The sequence below is a fragment of the Flavobacterium agricola genome (genome assembly GCF_025919725.1).
GTDB classification, from domain to species: domain Bacteria; phylum Bacteroidota; class Bacteroidia; order Flavobacteriales; family Flavobacteriaceae; genus Flavobacterium; species Flavobacterium agricola.
Window position 1 is genome coordinate 1,433,555 of sequence record NZ_CP081495.1, and the last position, 16,657, is coordinate 1,450,211.

Here is a 16,657-nt window from a genome sequence, read left to right on the forward strand (position 1 = left end):
AGTCGGAGCTTGGCTCCGACTTTTTTTATTCGTCATCTTCGTCGTCGTATTCGGCGTAACGTAAACTTTCTCTTTCGTAAAATTCACCTGCTAAAACAACTAAATCTTCCATTTCTTCTTCAATATCAGCAGCATCTTCTTCTTCTAAATCTTCAAGAAATTCAATTTCATCGCTTTCTAAGTTAATTACGAAACGTGGATATTCTAAGTGAATGATAAAAATATCATCCGGGAAATCCGTATTATCGGCAACTACAAATTTTGGTAATTCCATATGTTTATTTTTAAATCGTTTGTGTATTTTCGGTAATGTATTTATTTGTTAAGCGTTTAAAACGTAAATATAATAAAATTGCGGCTACGGTTAAGCCAAAACTTAATCCAATCCATACGCCAACTGCGCCTAAATTGGTATATAATCCTAAATAAACCGAAATCGGGAAACCTATAATCCAATAAGCAATAAAGGCAACCACTGCCGGAACTTTTACATCTTGCAAGCCACGTAAAGCACCTAAAACTACTGCCTGAATACCGTCAGACAATTGAAATAAAGCGGCAACTACTAATAAACTTGATGCGATTTTAAATACCTGTGTATTTTCTGCCAACGTTTCTGGCGCAGCCATATCTAAAAAGATGTAAGGCAACACACCATTCATAAAAATAAAGAAAAGGGCAAAAATAACTTCTAAAATTAATGCTAATAAAAATATAGAACGTGCTACCGTTTTTAAATAATTAAAATCTTCTAATCCTTTCTGATTACCAACACGAATCATAGCCGTAATACTTAATCCTGATGCAAACATATAGGTTGCAGAAACCAGGTTTAAAGCAATTTGATTAGCTGCTTGTTCATTTTTACCAATCATACCACACAACCAAACAGCAGAAACAAATAAGGCAACCTCAAAAAACATTTGTAAAGATGAGGGTAAACCTAAAGCACATATTCTGTTAATTACAGATTTCTGCATCTTTTTAAAGCTAAATTGCTTAAAATAAATACTTAGTTTGTTGTTGTTTTTTAACTGAATGTGCATATAAACAACCATTACTATGCGCGATATTAAGGTTCCGTATGCAGCACCCATTACGCCCATTTCAGGAAAAAACAAAAATCCATTAATTAAAACTAAGTTAATTAAAAAATGGACAATGTTACATATAATAATGGCATACATAGCATATTTTGTAAACGACATTCCGTCTGAAAATTGTTTGTAGCCCTGAAACATAACCACCGGGATTAATGAAAAAGCAACAATATCTAAAAAAGGTTTAGCCATTTCTACTACTTCTTGTGGCTGGCGCATATAATTAATAGCACCTTTACCGAAAAAGATTACCGAAAAAAGTACCAAACCTAAGGTTGCACATAAAACAACACCGTGGTGAAACGTATTTCTAACTCCTTCAATATCATGCTTGGCATCATGTTGCGCTACTAGCGGTGTAATTGCTGTAGAAAAACCAATACCAACGGACAGCGCAATAAAAACAAAGCTATTAGCTAATGAAACGGCTGCCAATTGCGTAGCACCTAAATGCCCCACCATAATATTATCTACCAAGCTAACTAAGTTATGCCCTAACATTCCTAAAACAATAGGATATGCCAACTGAATGTTGCGCTTAAATTCGCGTGTGTAAATACTTAAATTCATTGTGTATTAATTTTGCGCAAATGTAAGCAATAAAATGTCAATTTTAAGCCAATAAAATCAGTATAAATCCTATATTAATCATTGAGTAATGATTTGCGATATCCATTTATTTTTTCTTTTATTTCCGGATCTAATTCGGGCAATGAAAGCTCGGGCAAGTTTTGTAAATGTTCTAAAATAATTTGAGCTACAAGCAAACGTGCAGTTTCTTTATCATCGGCCGGAATTACAAACCAAGGACATTTTTTAGTAGCTGTTTGTTGCAAGGCATCTTGATAACATTCCTGATACGCATTCCAATATTTTCGCTCTTTAATATCCGAAGGTTCAAATTTCCAGTTGTGTTGTGGTTTATCTAAACGGCGTAAAATACGTTCGCGTTGCTCATCATAACTTAAATGCAAATAAAATTTTAAAATTAAGGTTCCGTTTTGTACTAAGTTTTTTTCAAAATTTTTAATTTGTTTAAAACGTTGTTTCCAAAACTTCGGTGTAATAGTTTCAACCGAATCAATATTTGGAATATTTTCGTTCAAAACAATTTCCGGATGTACCCGAGCAATTAAAACATTTTCATAATGCGAGCGATTAAAAACTCCAAAAACACCACGTTCGGGTAATGCAATATAATGACGCCATAAAAAATCGTGCGATAATTCTAATGCTGTTGGGGTTTTAAAATTACTTACTTCTACCCCACGCGGATTAAATGCACTAAAAACTTCGCGAATTAAGCTGTCTTTTCCGGCTGTATCCATACCTTGTAAACAAATTAATACGCTGTATTTGTGTTGGGCATACATAATTTCTTGCAAATCGCTTAACTGATTGCTTATTTTTTTAGGCTGATTGTTTATTTTACGAGTAGATAAGCCCGTTTCTATTCGGGTAGGTAAACTGTTCCAATCGGTAGTTGGAGTAATCTGATAGCTTTCACTTTTAATTTTCATAATTTGTTAGTTATCTCTTAAAAATAAACAAAAACTTTAATTTTTTTATACCTTTAATTTTTCAATTTAAAAACATGAACAAATTATTACTCGAAATATTGCTTCAAATTACGGGCATTACAGCAGCTTCAGGCATTCACTATCAAAACGAAAAATTATATGTTGTTTCTGACGAGAGCGATTATTTATACGAATATCAGCTTACAGCTAATGAACTTAAAAAACATGCTTTAACCGATAACCCACAAGAACTTAGATCTAAACAAACCAAACGCGATTATGAAGCCATTGCAGCCAATGGTACAGATTTGTATTTGTTTGGTTCGGGCTCTAAACCCAATCGCGAATTGGTTACGCAGTTTAATACACAAAACCAAGCAGTACAAAATTTTTCGTTAGATTTATTATATCCGTCAATTGCATCTTTTGCAGAAATAAATCCGGACGAACTAAATATTGAAGGAGCTTTGTTTAGAGGAGATGATTTATTGCTTTTTAATCGCGGTAACGGTGCAAACAATAAAAACTTTATTGTTACCGTTCAGGGTAAAAACTTTACTGAAGAATTTAATATTTTTATTCAAGACATTAAATTGCCACAATTAAATGGCATAAACACCGGATTTTCAGACGCAGTACTTGTTGGAGATAAAATTTATTTTTTAGCAACGGCCGAAGGCGGTAGCTCAACCTACAACGACGGACAAATTGCTGGCACGCTATTTGGATGCATCGATACCAAGCGTTTTAAGGTAAAATACACCGAAGTTTTAAGTAACGATAAAAAGTTAGAAGGGCTTACCGTTTTAAACCAAGACAAAAAAAACATTACCTTTTTATTGTGTGAAGACAGCGATGATAGCACCCAAAACGTAGCAACCATTTATAAACTAAATATTAAAAAATAACAAAAACCAAAAATTGAATATGAAAAAAATAATTTTACTTTTAACCACATTTTTATCTGTAGCCGTTATGCAAGCGCAAAACAACCAACCTACACCGCAAGTAAATGTAACAGGAACAAGCGAAATTAAAATTGTACCTAATTATGCGGTAATTACCATTGGAGTAGAAACTAAAAATGATAAAGCCGAAGTTGCTAAAAACGAAAATGATGCCGTGGTAGCTAAAATGCTAAAAACGATTAAGAAGTTTAAAATTGAAGACAAGCATTTTCAAACCCAACGCGTAAACTTATTTAAAAACAGAGATTACGAGAAAAAAAGAGATTTTTACCAAGCCAACCAAACCGTTAAAATTGAGTTGTACAACTTAGATAAATATGATGAATTGGTAGGTGCTTTAATTGCTGATGGTGCTAATTCAATTCAAGGCGTAGAATACAAATCTACTGAAACTGAAAAATACCAAGCAGAATTACGTAAAAAAGCAGCTTTAAATGCTAAAGCAAAAGCAGAAGATTTTGCCTCTGCATTTGGGCAAAAAGTTGGAAAAGCATTGGTTATTTCTGACAATTCATCAACCAACTTTAATCCGCCAATGTACGCTAAAATGAATTTAGAAATGGCAGATGCATCAGGTTCTACCTTAGCAGTTGGAGAAATTACTTTAAATGCGAACGTGAGCATTAGTTTTGAGTTATTATAAAACAAAAACGCCTTTTGAAATTTCAAAAGGCGTTTTTTTATTTTTCTATGTCGTGTAAACTTTCCATTTTTTTAGTTGCTAAGAAACCTTTAATATCTTCAAAATGTTCCTTAACGCGTTTGTTACCAAACTCAAAAACTTTTTCGGCCAAACCATCTAAAAAATCACGGTCGTGAGAAACTAATATTAAAGTTCCTTCAAATTCTTTTAAAGCTTCTTTAATAATATCTTTTGTTTTCATATCTAAATGGTTGGTAGGTTCGTCTAAAATTAAAACGTTATACGGTTCTAATAAAAGTTTCACCATTGCCAATCGTGTTTTTTCACCTCCCGAAAGTACTTTTACTTTTTTCTGAATATCATCGCCAGCAAACATAAACGCACCTAAAATATTTTTAATTTGAGTACGAATATCGCCAACTGCAATACGATCTACGGTATCAAAAATAGTGATTTCACCATCTAACAAAGATGCTTGGTTTTGCGCAAAATATCCAACTTTGGCATTATGGCCTAATTCGCATTTTCCGTCAAAATCAATTTCGCCCATAATGGCTTTAATCATGGTTGATTTACCTTCACCGTTTTTACCAACAAAAGCAACTTTTTGTCCGCGTTCAATAACCATATTGGCGTTTTTAAATACCACATGATCGCCGTAGGTTTTAGATAATTCCTCTACAACTACCGGATATTGACCCGTTCTTGCCGCTGGCGGGAATTTTAAACGCAAGGCAGAATTATCAACTTCATCAACCTCAACCAAAACCAATTTTTCTAACATACGCACGCGCGATTGTACTTGTTCGGTTTTAGAAAACGTACCTTTAAAACGTTCTATAAACGCTTTGTTTTCGGCAATAAACTTTTGTTGCTCATCATATGCTTTTTGTTGATGCACGCGGCGGTCTTTACGCAGTTCTAAATAATCGGTATATTTTGCTTTATAATCGTAAATACGGCCCATGGTAACCTCAATAGTACGGTTGGTAATATTATCTACAAAGGCACGGTCGTGCGAAATAACCATTACTGCTTTTGCCGAATTGATTAAAAAATCTTCTAACCACTGAATCGATTCGATATCCATGTGGTTGGTTGGTTCATCTAATAAAATTAAATCGGGGTTTTGCAATAAAATTTTAGCTAATTCGATGCGCATACGCCATCCTCCAGAAAATTCTGAAGTTGGTCGGTTAAAATCAGCAGCTGTAAAACCTAAACCTTTTAATATTTTTTCTACCTCAGCTTCGTAATTAATTTCTTCAATCGAATAAAATTTTTCAGACAATTCCGACACGCGTTCAATCAACTTCATATAATCGTCGCTTTCGTAATCGGTACGCACGGTTAACTGTTCGTTTAAGGCTTCTATTTCATCGCGCATTTTAAAAATTGAGGCAAAAGCTTTAGATGTTTCTTCAAACACCGTACAATTATCTTCTGTTAATAAATGCTGTGGTAAATAAGCAATTACGGCATCTTTCGGAGCAGAAACTACGCCACGGCTTGGTTTATTTAAACCGGCAACAATTTTTAATAAGGTTGATTTTCCTGCGCCGTTTTTACCCATTAATGCAATTTTATCATTTTCATTAATAGCAAAAGTTACGTCGCTAAATAAAGTGGTTCCGCCAAATTCTACGGCTACATCGTTAACTGTAATCATCTAAAAAATAGGTGTATAATTTGGCGCAAATATAATTTAAAAAAAATAAACAATTTCTTTTTACAGACGCCATATTTTGTCCTTAGCAAGTGTTTTATTTGTACTATCAAAAACGCTGAAATTATGAAAAATGTAACTTTTAATGGACAATGCCCTGCTTGCGAATTACAAAACAATACGGTAACCATGCGTTATAATATTGCTAAAGAATTAGAATGTCCAACTTGTAACTTGCGTATTTATCCGGACGGAAAAAAGTTAGCGCTGATTCACCGCACCCGTGGTAAAAATAATTTTGCATTGATGCCAGCACCTAAATTTACTTCGCCTTTATATTATATTGGTGCTGATGTAACGTACGACAGCTATTCGGACGGTTCGGTTTTAATGTGCACCACCGATATGTTGCATTATATAGAAAACGAGGTACAACCTACGGCATATAAAAACTTACTAACCGAATTAATTACCAGTTACATTGCTGCTTTTTACCATGATCAGGATGTTGAATATTACTACATGATTAGCCATTTATTAAGTACAGATATTGGTCACGCTGTTTTTAACAACAACCATAAAAGCAACAAATACTTATTTCATTACTTGCATTTTGTTTTAACCTGCTACGCCGAAGATGCGTTTACTGACTTAGAAGATTTTGCCATGACCGGCCAAATTTTAGATTTGTACAACAAACATGTTACCCCATATTTGGATATAATTACCCACGATTTATTTTTACAAAAACAAGTTATGGAACAATTGATGCACGAACTTATTCAGCTTATTTACTCACCCACTCAGGTACTTAAAAAGTAAGTAAAAACCAGTTGTTTATACTAAAAATAAGATTGCTCGTTAATATAGGTAAGCCCTTTTTACCTGCTCTTTCCTTTTTAAAATAATAAAGCATGCAAAAAAAAATCAGTTGGATTATTATGTTGTTAACCCTGCAAATGGGTTATGCACAATTTGAAAGGTTAGAACAAGCAACAAACAACCAAGAACTTATTTCGCTATTCGACCAGGAAGTGAAAATGTTTGCTACAATAGTTGCTACATTTCAAAATACATCATTCCCGTCATCTAAAAAACCGACAGAACCTTTCACATTAAATTTTAATAAAGAAGCTTATCAGCAGCTTGTTAAAAATGAAACGGAATTAAACCCGAGTTTTTTTACCTTTATTAAAGAAGATAAGGTTGCTATTAGTTTACTTAAAGATCCGAATATAAAAACCTTCAACTTTAAAATAGATGCCGATATGTATCCTACAAAAGTTATTTATTTTGATGGAGAAACTGAAGTTGTAACAGATTCAACAAGGTTTGATAGATTTGATATTTTTTACCCAACTCAACAAAAAATGGTAGATAAGATTGAAGTTGCTTACCATTTTAATACGCCACAAAAAATAGACAGCTTGGTTATTCCTTTGCAAAAAAACAAAACCATTACCAGCCCAATTGGGTTTGTTAAGGTTATTTCTGATGCGCCAGAAGCTGTAACCTTACAAACCGACATAAATCCGAATGTTTTTATTAACATACAAGGTGCTGATGCAGCAGATAAAAGATACGCATGGGGTTTTAAAGGCCAAAGCAACGATACGTATCAGAATCAAGAAAAAAAATTAAATAAAGTAATTAAATCGGCGAATAGAATAAGTAAAAAGGCTGAGAAAAAAATGCATTTGCCATTTCATGATTTTAAGGCATACTTTTTTAAACAACTAAAAAAAACAGAAAAAAAGTTAGCTAAAAGCAATAAACAATCCGATTTAAACTATATAACATTAGCTTTTGGTACAACGCCTTTACAAAACATTATTGCTTATTATCCTACCGAGTATTATAAGGCAAACACCACAAAAACATTAAACAACAGTAATTTTGAATTTTTAATTACAAATAATGACAACCAATATAGCGTATATGATAGCGAAACAAACCTATTGCTAACCTTACCTAAAAACTACGATCCGGTACAGAATTATTTCTATAAAAATAACAGAACCTATTATTACTTAGATTTGATGCAAAAAAAACTCATTCCGCAAAACTACTCGCAAGTAAACGAACTAAACAACAAACTAAGTTTGGTTTGGTCTGACAATGATTTGTTGGTGGTTAACGAAACCAATACCCCTATTTTAAAAGCAAACGATTACATACAAGACACAAGTTTTAAAACTACCGTATTGTTTACTGACAAAAATCAATATATAGCTTGTGAGCAAATGGAAGAGCTTACTGAGTTAACAGATATAGAGATTACGCAGTACTTAAACAAAGGGTATTACAAGGCCGAAAAAAATGGTAAAATTGGTGTTTTAGATGCTTGCGGGCAAATTGTTATTCCTTTTGAATATGACAATGTTATTGAATTTAATGAAATTGCGAATCTGTTTCCGAGTGATCTTGTATTTGGTGTAAAACAAAATGATAAATGGGGCTACGTAAATGCAAAAAACGAAGTAGTTATTCCTTTTGAGTACGACGAAGCTAATACCTCTTTTTCGTACGGAATTGCGGTGGTTGGTTTAAATAATGAAGACGGTTCTCCAACCTCGTCAGGTTTAATAAACCTTGAAAACAAAAGGTTAACCCCATTTCAAAACAGTGGCTATTCTGCTTCTACATCAAACGGAAAACGCACCTACGGTTTAAATTATAAACAATACGACCATTTAGGTAATGAAGTAAAACAGTAACAACCGCATCCATATGTAAAAAATAAAAGAAAGCTTTACCTGTATTATAAAATAAAGTAACTTGCTGTAAAATATAAAAACATGCTTACGTTACAACAAAAAATAGATCAGGCCATTGTTAATGTTCCTGACTTTCCTACGGCTGGTATTCAGTATAAAGATATTACGCCTTTGTTTTTAAACCCAACTTTATCTCAAGAAATTATAGATGCATTTGTGGCACAAGCACAAGGCAAGGTAGATGTGGTTTGTGGTATAGAAAGTCGCGGTTTTTTATACGGTGTTCAAATTGCGCATCAGCTAAATGTACCTTTTGTATTAATACGCAAAGCAGGTAAATTACCACCGCCAACCCTTGCCGTTTCTTACGATTTAGAGTACGGATCGGCTACTATAGAACTAAACAAAAACTACATTCCTAAAGGAGCCCGTGTAATGATTCACGACGACATTTTAGCAACCGGAGGTACTGCAGCAGCAGCGGCTGAATTAATTACTCTTTGCGAAGCGCAAGTAGTTCAATTCTCGTTTATTGCAACCTTAGGTTTTTTAAACGGTAAAGAGAAACTAACACCTATTACCTCTAACATTATTAGTTTAACTACCTTTTAGGTTATTGTTTTAATAACCAACCCAAAAAACAAAACGTACTACCTATGGCTAAAAATAAAACCGAATATACCCAAGCAAGCGTGGCCGATTTTATTGCCGCACTACCTAACGAACAGCAAAAAAAAAAACAGTTTGGCGTTGGTTGAGCTGATGCAACAAGCCACGGGCGAAAAAGCCCAAATGTTTGGTCCTACTATTATTGGGTTTGGTTCGTACCAATACCAATACGCATCGGGGCACGGCGGTGTAGCACCTTTACTCGGCTTTTCGCCTCGTAAAGCAGCTTTATCTCTTTATGTATATTCGGGTACCCCGCAAGAAGATGTCTTGCTACAACAATTAGGTACCTTTAAAATGGGCAAAGCCTGTATGTATGTTAAAAAATTAAGCGACATTAATCTGACCATTTTACAACAAATCATGCAGCTTAGTTTGGCACATACCACTCAAGTTTATACCCGTTTATAATTTTTACCATGACAGCTGTACAAAACATTTCAGACTACATTGCGCAATTGGATGCCGAGCATCAAGCAGCCGCACAAAATTTACACAATTTTATACTGGCTCATGCCCCAGCACAAACCCAAGCAACCATAAGCTATAAAATACCCACCTACAAGTACAACGGCAACTTGTTGCATTTTGCATTTGCAAAAAAACACATTGGTTTGTACCCCGGGCCCGAAGCTATAGCACATTTTACAAACCAATTACACGCGTACAAACAAACCAAAGGCGCCATACAAATTCCGTACAACCAACCTTTTCCATTTTCTTTATTGGCCGATATACTGGCTTATAATATAGATTTATTAGCAGATAAAAAAGGGCCGAGCTGGCACAATTACAGAGCCAATTGGCAAGAAGCAAACGAAGTTATGGAACAAATTGTGGTACAACTACCGTTACAAAAAACTTTTAAATGGGGTACCGATGTGTACACCTTTCAGGATAAAAATGTGGTAGCTTGGGGTGGTTTTAAAAACTTTTTTGCCATTTGGTTTTACAACGGTGTGTTTTTAACCGACCCATTGCAGGTATTGGTAAATGCTAACGAGGCACAAACTAAAGCGTTACGCCAATGGCGCTTTACATCAGACCAAAAACTACCCGAAGCTGCTATTAAAAACTACATACAAGAAGCTATAGAAACGGTTAAACAAGGCAAAGTAGTAGCACCTGCAAAAACTGTTGCACCAACCCTAACGGGGTATTTGGCCGAACAAGTAAACCAAAACTCAGAACTTAAAAAAGCTTTTGATGCCCTTACACCAGGCAAACAAAATGAATATATAGCGTATATTGAAGAGGCCAAACAAGAAAAAACCAAAGCCAGCCGTTACACCAAAATTGTACCTTTAATATTGGCAGGGCAAGGCTTAAACGACAAGTATAAAAAATAAGCCCCATACAACACCAACACAACGTTTGGTGGGCAAAAAAATCCCCAACAACCAAAACTAATTGCGGTTGTTGGGGATTTTTTTATACTGTAACGTACCGCTAAAGGTACATATTACTTTACAAAATCTTTTCAAAAGCCATGCGCGCGCTCCCTCTAAAATAAACTTCGCCTACATACGTATAGCCTAACTTTTTAAACAAGGCCAACATTGGAGCATTGTCAAAATTGGTATCTACTTTAATACTTTTAATCCCTTTTTCGGTAGCAATACGTTCGGCTTGTTGCAGCATCCAAGTAGCTAATCCTTTTATTTTAGGGGTTTGTGTTACAGCCATACGGTGTATAACCAAATACGGTTGGTTTTGGGTTAACCAGCCGGTAGGTAAAGCCTCGTAAGCCGGTTCTGGTCGGGCCGATAGCACTTGGTAGGCAACAACCGTACCTTCGGTATTGGTAACCACATAGCCTTCGGCTTGGGCAATGTCGGTACGCACCACATCTAAATTGGGGTAGCCGTCTTGCCACTGCGTACTGCCCTCTTGTTTGCGTTTGGCAATGCCTTGTTGTAAAATAGCCCAAACGGCTTCGTCCTGATTGGGTTGTGCTAAAGTTAGGGTGTAATCTAAATGCATTATTTTAAGTTTTTTTACAATAAATTAACAATCAACACGTTAATACCTTGTATTTATTTTAGTTATAAGCCGAAAAGGTTTATTTTATTGGGAAACCCGTAATGCCTATTCGGCTTTTTTTTTTGTTTTACAAACGCAAGTTTGTTTTTTCTAACCCTTGTAAACCGGATAAAGAAAAAAATTAAAAAGTTAGTTTGTTTTAAAGGTTTATTAAATTCAGTCACGCTTCGATACCTTAAGTCGGAGCGTTTTTTACTACCAGCCGTTAGCACGTAGTAACAAGCTTAAATGTACTATTTTTTAACTAAAAGCTATACCCTAAACTTTTAAAAGTTTAGGCAGTAATATTAATCCAAATCCATAAAATTATGTCTATTAAATTTAATGTTGTAGAAAAACCGCAACCAGGAGTAGTAGGTGGCGGTGTAAAAAAATGGTATGCAAGCGTAAAAGCAGATGGTGAAGTATCTATCGATGAATTAACTAAAGAAATCGAAAAATTTTCGGCACTTTCAGAAGCCGATATCCGTGGCGTAATCATAGCGCTTGAAAACGTTATTGTAAACCAAATTGTAAACGGAAAAATTGTACGTTTAGACAAGTTAGGTAGTTTTTACCCAAGCCTATCGAGTGAGGGGGCAGCTACCGAAGCTGATTTTAACGCAAGTTTAATTAAAGCTGCAAAAATGAATTACCGACCAGGCACACGTATTGCCGATGCTTTAAAAACAGCTAAATTTCAAAAAAGAAAATAAATTAATTAAATCAAGCCTCTTGTTTAGCAACAAGAGGCTTCTAGTTTGTTTATAAGAAGCTTCTCATCGATTGACGAGAAGCTTCTCGTTTTACAAGTCGTAACTTCGGCTCCACTCAGCCATCAATTCAGCTCGGTAATTGAGCGGAGTCGAAATCGGAAAAGTTGAAATTACTTTCTTATTTATTCTCGCAATGTGTATCGTTCATACATTCTGCGAGTTTTTTTAATTCTTCGGGCATGTTATTCATCAAGGCTTTTTTCTTTTTTATCCCCCAATCTTACATATGTTTAGCCATATAAGTTCAAACAAAAATCCCTTTTACTTGGTAGTAAAAGGGATTTTTATAGGTTGTTATAAAGCAGCAACTTCTAAAATTTGATAGGTTGTTGTACCCTCGTTAGTAGGCCATTCTACCGTTTCGCCAACGGCTTTACCTACGGTAGCTAAACCAATATCAGATAGAATAGAGTAACGCTTTTTAGTAACCTTAGCACGCGCAGGGCCAACTAAAGCCAGTTCTAACTCCTCGTTAGCTGTAACGTTTTTTACTTTTACCTTACGGTCTACAGTTACCACGTTTTCTGGTAGTTCTTTACGTACTACTTGTGTAGCGTGGCGTAGGTTGTCGGTTAAAAGATCTTCTTGTTCTTTAGATACTTTTTTTCTTCTTACGTGATCTTTAATCAGGTCGTAAACCCCTGTTGTTAAAATCAATGGTGTTGACATAATGTGACATGGATTTAAGTTTTGCGGCAAGCAGCAGTACCAACTAAGTAGTGTGCCAGCTTAGCTAGCAAAACAGATTAATACTATTTTTGTTTTTATTTTATGTAAAAATGCCCTGTTTGAACGAAACAGGGATTATTGCATGAACACTTTGGCGTGTTTTAAAAAACTATCGTCGTGCAGGTAAGCTAATGATAACGCCAGCATTGCACGACCATAGGTTGCATTAAAGTAATGAAAGGTTATCATATTTATTTAAGTACTAGTTATACAAGTATACTAAAGTTTACTGAGTAAAGCAAATTTTAACCGGCACTTAACCTATGTAGCACGGTATTAAGAACAAGTTTAAAGGATATAAAAAAACAACGCCAACCCTAGTTCGGGTTGGCGTTGCTTATATATTGGGTTGTAAAAGGTTTACATGTTGCGGCGGTACTGCCCTCCTACCTCAAACAAGGCCGAAGTAATTTGCCCTAACGAGCAAACTTTGGTAGCCTCCATCAACACTTCAAAAATATTTTGATTGTTGATGGCTGCGTTTTGTAAAGCTTCTAAACTTTGTTCGGTTACAGCAGCATTACGGGCATTTAAACCTTCTTTGGTTTTAATTTGGAATTGTTTTTCCTCTTCTGTTGCACGAATAACTTCTGCCGGAACAACCGTTTTTGAACCTGTTGAACTTAAGAAGGTATTTACACCAATGATTGGAAAACGTCCGTCGTGTTTTAACGTTTCGTAATACAACGATTCTTCTTGAATTTTAGAACGTTGGTACATGGTTTCCATGGCACCTAAAACGCCACCACGTTCTGTAATTCTATCAAACTCGGCTAAAACAGCTTCTTCTACTAAATCGGTTAATTCTTCAATAATAAACGATCCTTGAATTGGGTTTTCGTTTTTCGCTAAACCTAATTCTTTGTTGATGATTAACTGAATAGCCATGGCTCTACGAACCGATTCTTCTGTTGGCGTAGTAATTGCCTCATCATATGCATTGGTATGCAACGAGTTACAGTTGTCGTAAATTGCATATAACGCTTGTAGCGTGGTACGAATATCGTTAAAATCAATTTCTTGTGCGTGTAACGAACGCCCAGATGTTTGAATGTGGTATTTTAACATTTGCGCACGCTCGTTAGCTCCGTATTTGTATTTAAGCGCTTTAGCCCAAATTTTACGTGCCACACGACCAATTACCGAATATTCAGGATCGATTCCGTTTGAGAAAAAGAACGATAAGTTTGGCCCAAATGCATTAATATCCATACCACGAGATAAGTAATATTCTACATAAGTAAATCCGTTAGCTAATGTAAAAGCCAATTGCGTAACCGGATTTGCTCCTGCCTCAGCAATATGATAGCCTGAAATAGAAACCGAATAGAAATTACGTACGTTATGGTTAATAAAATATTCTTGCACGTCGCCCATTAAACGTAAAGCAAATTCTGTTGAGAAAATACAGGTATTTTGCGCCTGATCTTCTTTTAAAATATCTGCCTGAACCGTTCCACGAACTTGTGCTAATGTATTTTTCTTAATTTCTGCATACACATCGGCTGGTAAAACCTCATCACCGGTTACGCCCAAAAGCATCAATCCTAAACCGTCATTTCCTTCTGGTAATTCTCCGTTATAACGCGGACGTTCGGCACCTTTCGCTTTGTAAATCGCTTCAATCTTAGCTTCTACCTCTGCTTCTAAACCGTTTTCTTTAATATATTTTTCACAATTCTGATCAATTGCAGCATTCATAAAGAAACCTAACAACATTGGTGCTGGCCCGTTAATAGTCATCGAAACCGATGTCATGGCATGCGATAAATCAAAACCTGAATACAGCTTTTTCGCATCATCTAAACAACAAATAGAAACTCCGGCATTACCAATTTTACCGTAAATATCTGGTCGATGTCCTGGGTCGTTTCCGTATAACGTTACCGAGTCAAAAGCAGTTGATAAACGTTTTGCTGGCATACCTTTAGAAACGTAGTGAAAACGGCGGTTGGTACGCTCTGGTCCACCTTCACCGGCAAACATACGCGTTGGATCTTCTCCTTCGCGTTTAAATGGATATAAACCTGATGTAAATGGGAATTCTCCCGGAACGTTTTCTTGTAAAACCCAACGTAAAATATCGCCCCAAGCTTCGTACTTTGGTAAAGCTATTTTAGGAATTTGTAAGTGCGATAACGATTCTGAATGCGTTTGAATTTTAATTTCTTTATCGCGTACTTTAAATGAATAAACTGGGTTTTTGTATTTATTTACCTTTTCGTCCCAACCGGTAATTACTTCCCAGTTGTACGGATCTAAATCGCGTTTTAACTTATCAAACTCAGCTAATAAAACTTTGGCTAATTCTGCATTGTTTGTACCTACCAACTCAATACCGTGTTGGGTTAAGGTTGGCGCTTGGCCCGTTAAAGTTTCTAGCGTTTTATAAAAACCGTATAATTTTTGAGCTACTTCTTTTTGTGCTATTCCTTTAGCATCGTACGCGGTTATTCTCTGCAATTTCAGATAAATAACGCGTACGCGATGGCGGAATAACAAAAATTTTCTCGCTCATTTCTTTAGTAATGGTAAAGTTCGATTTTAAATCGGCTCCTGTTTTTTCAACCACCTTGTCCATAATTGCTTTGTACAATTGGTTGGTGCCCGGATCGTTAAACTGCGAAGCAATAGTACCAAAAACCGGCATCGTTGCAGGATCTGCATCCCATAAATTATGGTTGCGTTGGTATTGTTTTTTTACGTCGCGCAAAGCATCAAGCGCTCCACGTTTATCAAACTTATTAATAGCTACAATGTCAGCAAAATCTAACATATCAATTTTTTCTAATTGCGTAGCTGCACCAAATTCAGGCGTCATAATATATAACGAAGCGTCTGAATGGTCTAAAATTTCGGTATCTGACTGACCAATACCCGAAGTTTCTAATATAATTAAATCGTAATGTGCCGCTTTTAAAACCTGAAGCGCTTCTTCTACATATTTAGATAAAGCCAAGTTAGATTGACGCGTTGCTAACGAACGCATATAAACGCGTGGGTTGTTGATTGAATTCATACGAATACGGTCGCCCAACAAAGCACCGCCCGTTTTCTTTTTCGATGGATCAACAGAAATTAATGCAATTGATTTTTCAGGGAAATCGATTAAAAAACGACGTACCAATTCATCTACCATTGATGATTTTCCTGCACCACCCGTTCCGGTAATTCCTAAAACTGGCGTCGACTTATCGGCAACTTTGTTGTAATCAAACAGTTTTAAAAAATCTTCTTCACGGTTTTCTGCTAATGAAATTAAGCGCGAAATAGTAGTTACATCTTTATCTGCTAATGATTGATAAACATCTTTTCCTTCAGGTAATTCTAAATCTGGCGTGGCATAATCCGATTTTTCTACCATATCGTTAATCATGCCTTGTAAGCCCATTTCTCGACCATCATCTGGCGAGTAAATGCGCGTAATACCATAATCCATTAGTTCTTTAATTTCTGATGGTAAAATTACACCGCCGCCGCCGCCAACAATACGAATATGTCCGGCACCTTTTTGGTTTAAAAGGTCGTACATGTATTTAAAATATTCGTTATGTCCGCCTTGGTACGATGTCATGGCAATGGCATTGGCATCTTCTTGAATAGCAGTATTTACAACATCTTCTACTGATTTATCGTGACCCAAATGAATGACTTCACAACCGGTAGTTTGAATAATACGGCGCATAATATTAATGGCTGCATCGTGTCCATCAAATAAAGCAGCGGCTGTTACAATACGTACTTTATTTTGTGGTTTATAAGGTTGAGCTTGTTTCATATGATTTGTTTGTTTTGTTTGTCAAATTATATGTAAATTAAATATTTATTTTTGTAGTTTCAAAGTATT

Annotated in this window: 14 protein-coding genes and 1 pseudogene; 8 read left to right on the top strand and 7 right to left on the bottom strand. The window is 35.6% G+C overall.

Annotated elements, in window-relative coordinates; genetic code table 11:
* Window positions 1-25 precede the first annotated feature (25 nt).
* The 3 genes from K5I29_RS07195 to K5I29_RS07205 form a co-directional block, all read right to left on the bottom strand.
* Window positions 26-274, bottom strand: a complete 249-nt coding sequence (locus tag K5I29_RS07195) for a hypothetical protein (protein ID WP_264432011.1) — start codon at window positions 272-274, stop codon at window positions 26-28.
* Window positions 275-284: 10 nt separating this feature from the next.
* Window positions 285-1,670, bottom strand: coding sequence for an MATE family efflux transporter (locus K5I29_RS07200; RefSeq protein WP_264432012.1), 1,386 nt, complete (start codon window positions 1,668-1,670; stop codon window positions 285-287).
* Window positions 1,671-1,744: 74 nt separating this feature from the next.
* Complete coding sequence (locus K5I29_RS07205; RefSeq protein WP_394358600.1) at window positions 1,745-2,623, bottom strand: PPK2 family polyphosphate kinase; 879 nt, start codon at window positions 2,621-2,623, stop codon at window positions 1,745-1,747.
* A gap of 71 nt (window positions 2,624-2,694) precedes the next feature.
* Between K5I29_RS07205 and K5I29_RS07210 the strand changes: the two genes are divergently transcribed.
* Both K5I29_RS07210 and K5I29_RS07215 read left to right on the top strand, forming a co-directional pair.
* Window positions 2,695-3,528: a DUF6929 family protein gene (locus tag K5I29_RS07210; RefSeq protein WP_264432017.1), complete on the top strand. Its 834-nt coding sequence runs from the start codon at window positions 2,695-2,697 to the stop codon at window positions 3,526-3,528.
* Window positions 3,529-3,547: 19 nt separating this feature from the next.
* Window positions 3,548-4,231 carry an SIMPL domain-containing protein gene (locus K5I29_RS07215; protein WP_264432020.1) on the top strand — a complete coding sequence of 228 codons (684 nt, stop codon included), beginning with the start codon at window positions 3,548-3,550 and terminating at the stop codon, window positions 4,229-4,231.
* Window positions 4,232-4,268: 37 nt separating this feature from the next.
* Here the strand turns inward: K5I29_RS07215 and K5I29_RS07220 are convergent, their stop codons facing one another.
* Window positions 4,269-5,900, bottom strand: a complete 1,632-nt coding sequence (locus K5I29_RS07220) for an ABC-F family ATP-binding cassette domain-containing protein (protein WP_264432022.1) — start codon at window positions 5,898-5,900, stop codon at window positions 4,269-4,271.
* 123 nt (window positions 5,901-6,023) lie between these two features.
* On the opposite strand from K5I29_RS07220, the gene K5I29_RS07225 reads away from it, so the two are divergent.
* From K5I29_RS07225 to K5I29_RS07245, 5 genes are all read left to right on the top strand, one after another.
* Entirely contained in the window at window positions 6,024-6,719 is a 696-nt protein-coding gene (locus K5I29_RS07225; RefSeq protein WP_264432024.1) for a hypothetical protein, read from the top strand.
* 92 nt (window positions 6,720-6,811) lie between these two features.
* Window positions 6,812-8,614 carry a WG repeat-containing protein gene (locus K5I29_RS07230; RefSeq protein ID WP_264432027.1) on the top strand — a complete coding sequence of 601 codons (1,803 nt, stop codon included), beginning with the start codon at window positions 6,812-6,814 and terminating at the stop codon, window positions 8,612-8,614.
* An 81-nt stretch (window positions 8,615-8,695) separates the two neighbouring features.
* Entirely contained in the window at window positions 8,696-9,226 is a 531-nt protein-coding gene (locus K5I29_RS07235; RefSeq protein ID WP_264432029.1) for an adenine phosphoribosyltransferase, read from the top strand.
* Between the two features lie 138 nt (window positions 9,227-9,364).
* Window positions 9,365-9,694, top strand: coding sequence for a DUF1801 domain-containing protein (locus K5I29_RS07240; RefSeq protein WP_264432031.1), 330 nt, complete (start codon window positions 9,365-9,367; stop codon window positions 9,692-9,694).
* An 8-nt stretch (window positions 9,695-9,702) separates the two neighbouring features.
* Window positions 9,703-10,632: a DUF1801 domain-containing protein gene (locus tag K5I29_RS07245; RefSeq protein WP_264432033.1), complete on the top strand. Its 930-nt coding sequence runs from the start codon at window positions 9,703-9,705 to the stop codon at window positions 10,630-10,632.
* Between the two features lie 118 nt (window positions 10,633-10,750).
* Here K5I29_RS07245 and K5I29_RS07250 read toward each other — a convergent pair whose 3' ends face one another.
* Window positions 10,751-11,266 (bottom strand): GNAT family N-acetyltransferase, encoded by a 516-nt coding sequence (locus tag K5I29_RS07250; RefSeq protein WP_264432035.1) that lies wholly within the window; start codon window positions 11,264-11,266, stop codon window positions 10,751-10,753.
* A 368-nt stretch (window positions 11,267-11,634) separates the two neighbouring features.
* Between K5I29_RS07250 and K5I29_RS07255 the strand changes: the two genes are divergently transcribed.
* The gene (locus tag K5I29_RS07255) at window positions 11,635-12,021 is read left to right on the top strand and encodes an HU family DNA-binding protein (RefSeq protein WP_264432038.1); all 387 of its coding nucleotides are present in this window, start codon (window positions 11,635-11,637) and stop codon (window positions 12,019-12,021) included.
* A 354-nt stretch (window positions 12,022-12,375) separates the two neighbouring features.
* Here the strand turns inward: K5I29_RS07255 and K5I29_RS07260 are convergent, their stop codons facing one another.
* Complete coding sequence (locus tag K5I29_RS07260) at window positions 12,376-12,750, bottom strand: GreA/GreB family elongation factor (protein ID WP_264432041.1); 375 nt, start codon at window positions 12,748-12,750, stop codon at window positions 12,376-12,378.
* Between the two features lie 420 nt (window positions 12,751-13,170).
* A pseudogene (locus K5I29_RS07265) lies at window positions 13,171-16,588 on the bottom strand (methylmalonyl-CoA mutase family protein).
* Window positions 16,589-16,657 lie beyond the last annotated feature (69 nt).

Excerpts from the sequence above, each read along its gene's own strand:
- K5I29_RS07200 (WP_264432012.1), bottom strand. The coding sequence starts at position 1,670 with ATGAATTTAAGTATTTACACACGCGAATTTAAGCGCAACATTCAGTTG.
- K5I29_RS07220 (WP_264432022.1), bottom strand. The coding sequence starts at position 5,900 with ATGATTACAGTTAACGATGTAGCCGTAGAATTTGGCGGAACCACTTTA.
- K5I29_RS07245 (WP_264432033.1), top strand. The coding sequence starts at position 9,703 with ATGACAGCTGTACAAAACATTTCAGACTACATTGCGCAATTGGATGCC.
- K5I29_RS07195 (WP_264432011.1), bottom strand. The coding sequence starts at position 274 with ATGGAATTACCAAAATTTGTAGTTGCCGATAATACGGATTTCCCGGAT.
- K5I29_RS07225 (WP_264432024.1), top strand. The coding sequence starts at position 6,024 with ATGAAAAATGTAACTTTTAATGGACAATGCCCTGCTTGCGAATTACAA.
- K5I29_RS07255 (WP_264432038.1), top strand. The coding sequence starts at position 11,635 with ATGTCTATTAAATTTAATGTTGTAGAAAAACCGCAACCAGGAGTAGTA.
- K5I29_RS07230 (WP_264432027.1), top strand. The coding sequence starts at position 6,812 with ATGCAAAAAAAAATCAGTTGGATTATTATGTTGTTAACCCTGCAAATG.
- K5I29_RS07215 (WP_264432020.1), top strand. The coding sequence starts at position 3,548 with ATGAAAAAAATAATTTTACTTTTAACCACATTTTTATCTGTAGCCGTT.
- K5I29_RS07235 (WP_264432029.1), top strand. The coding sequence starts at position 8,696 with ATGCTTACGTTACAACAAAAAATAGATCAGGCCATTGTTAATGTTCCT.
- K5I29_RS07250 (WP_264432035.1), bottom strand. The coding sequence starts at position 11,266 with ATGCATTTAGATTACACCCTAACTTTAGCACAACCCAATCAGGACGAA.
- K5I29_RS07260 (WP_264432041.1), bottom strand. The coding sequence starts at position 12,750 with ATGTCAACACCATTGATTTTAACAACAGGGGTTTACGACCTGATTAAA.
- K5I29_RS07210 (WP_264432017.1), top strand. The coding sequence starts at position 2,695 with ATGAACAAATTATTACTCGAAATATTGCTTCAAATTACGGGCATTACA.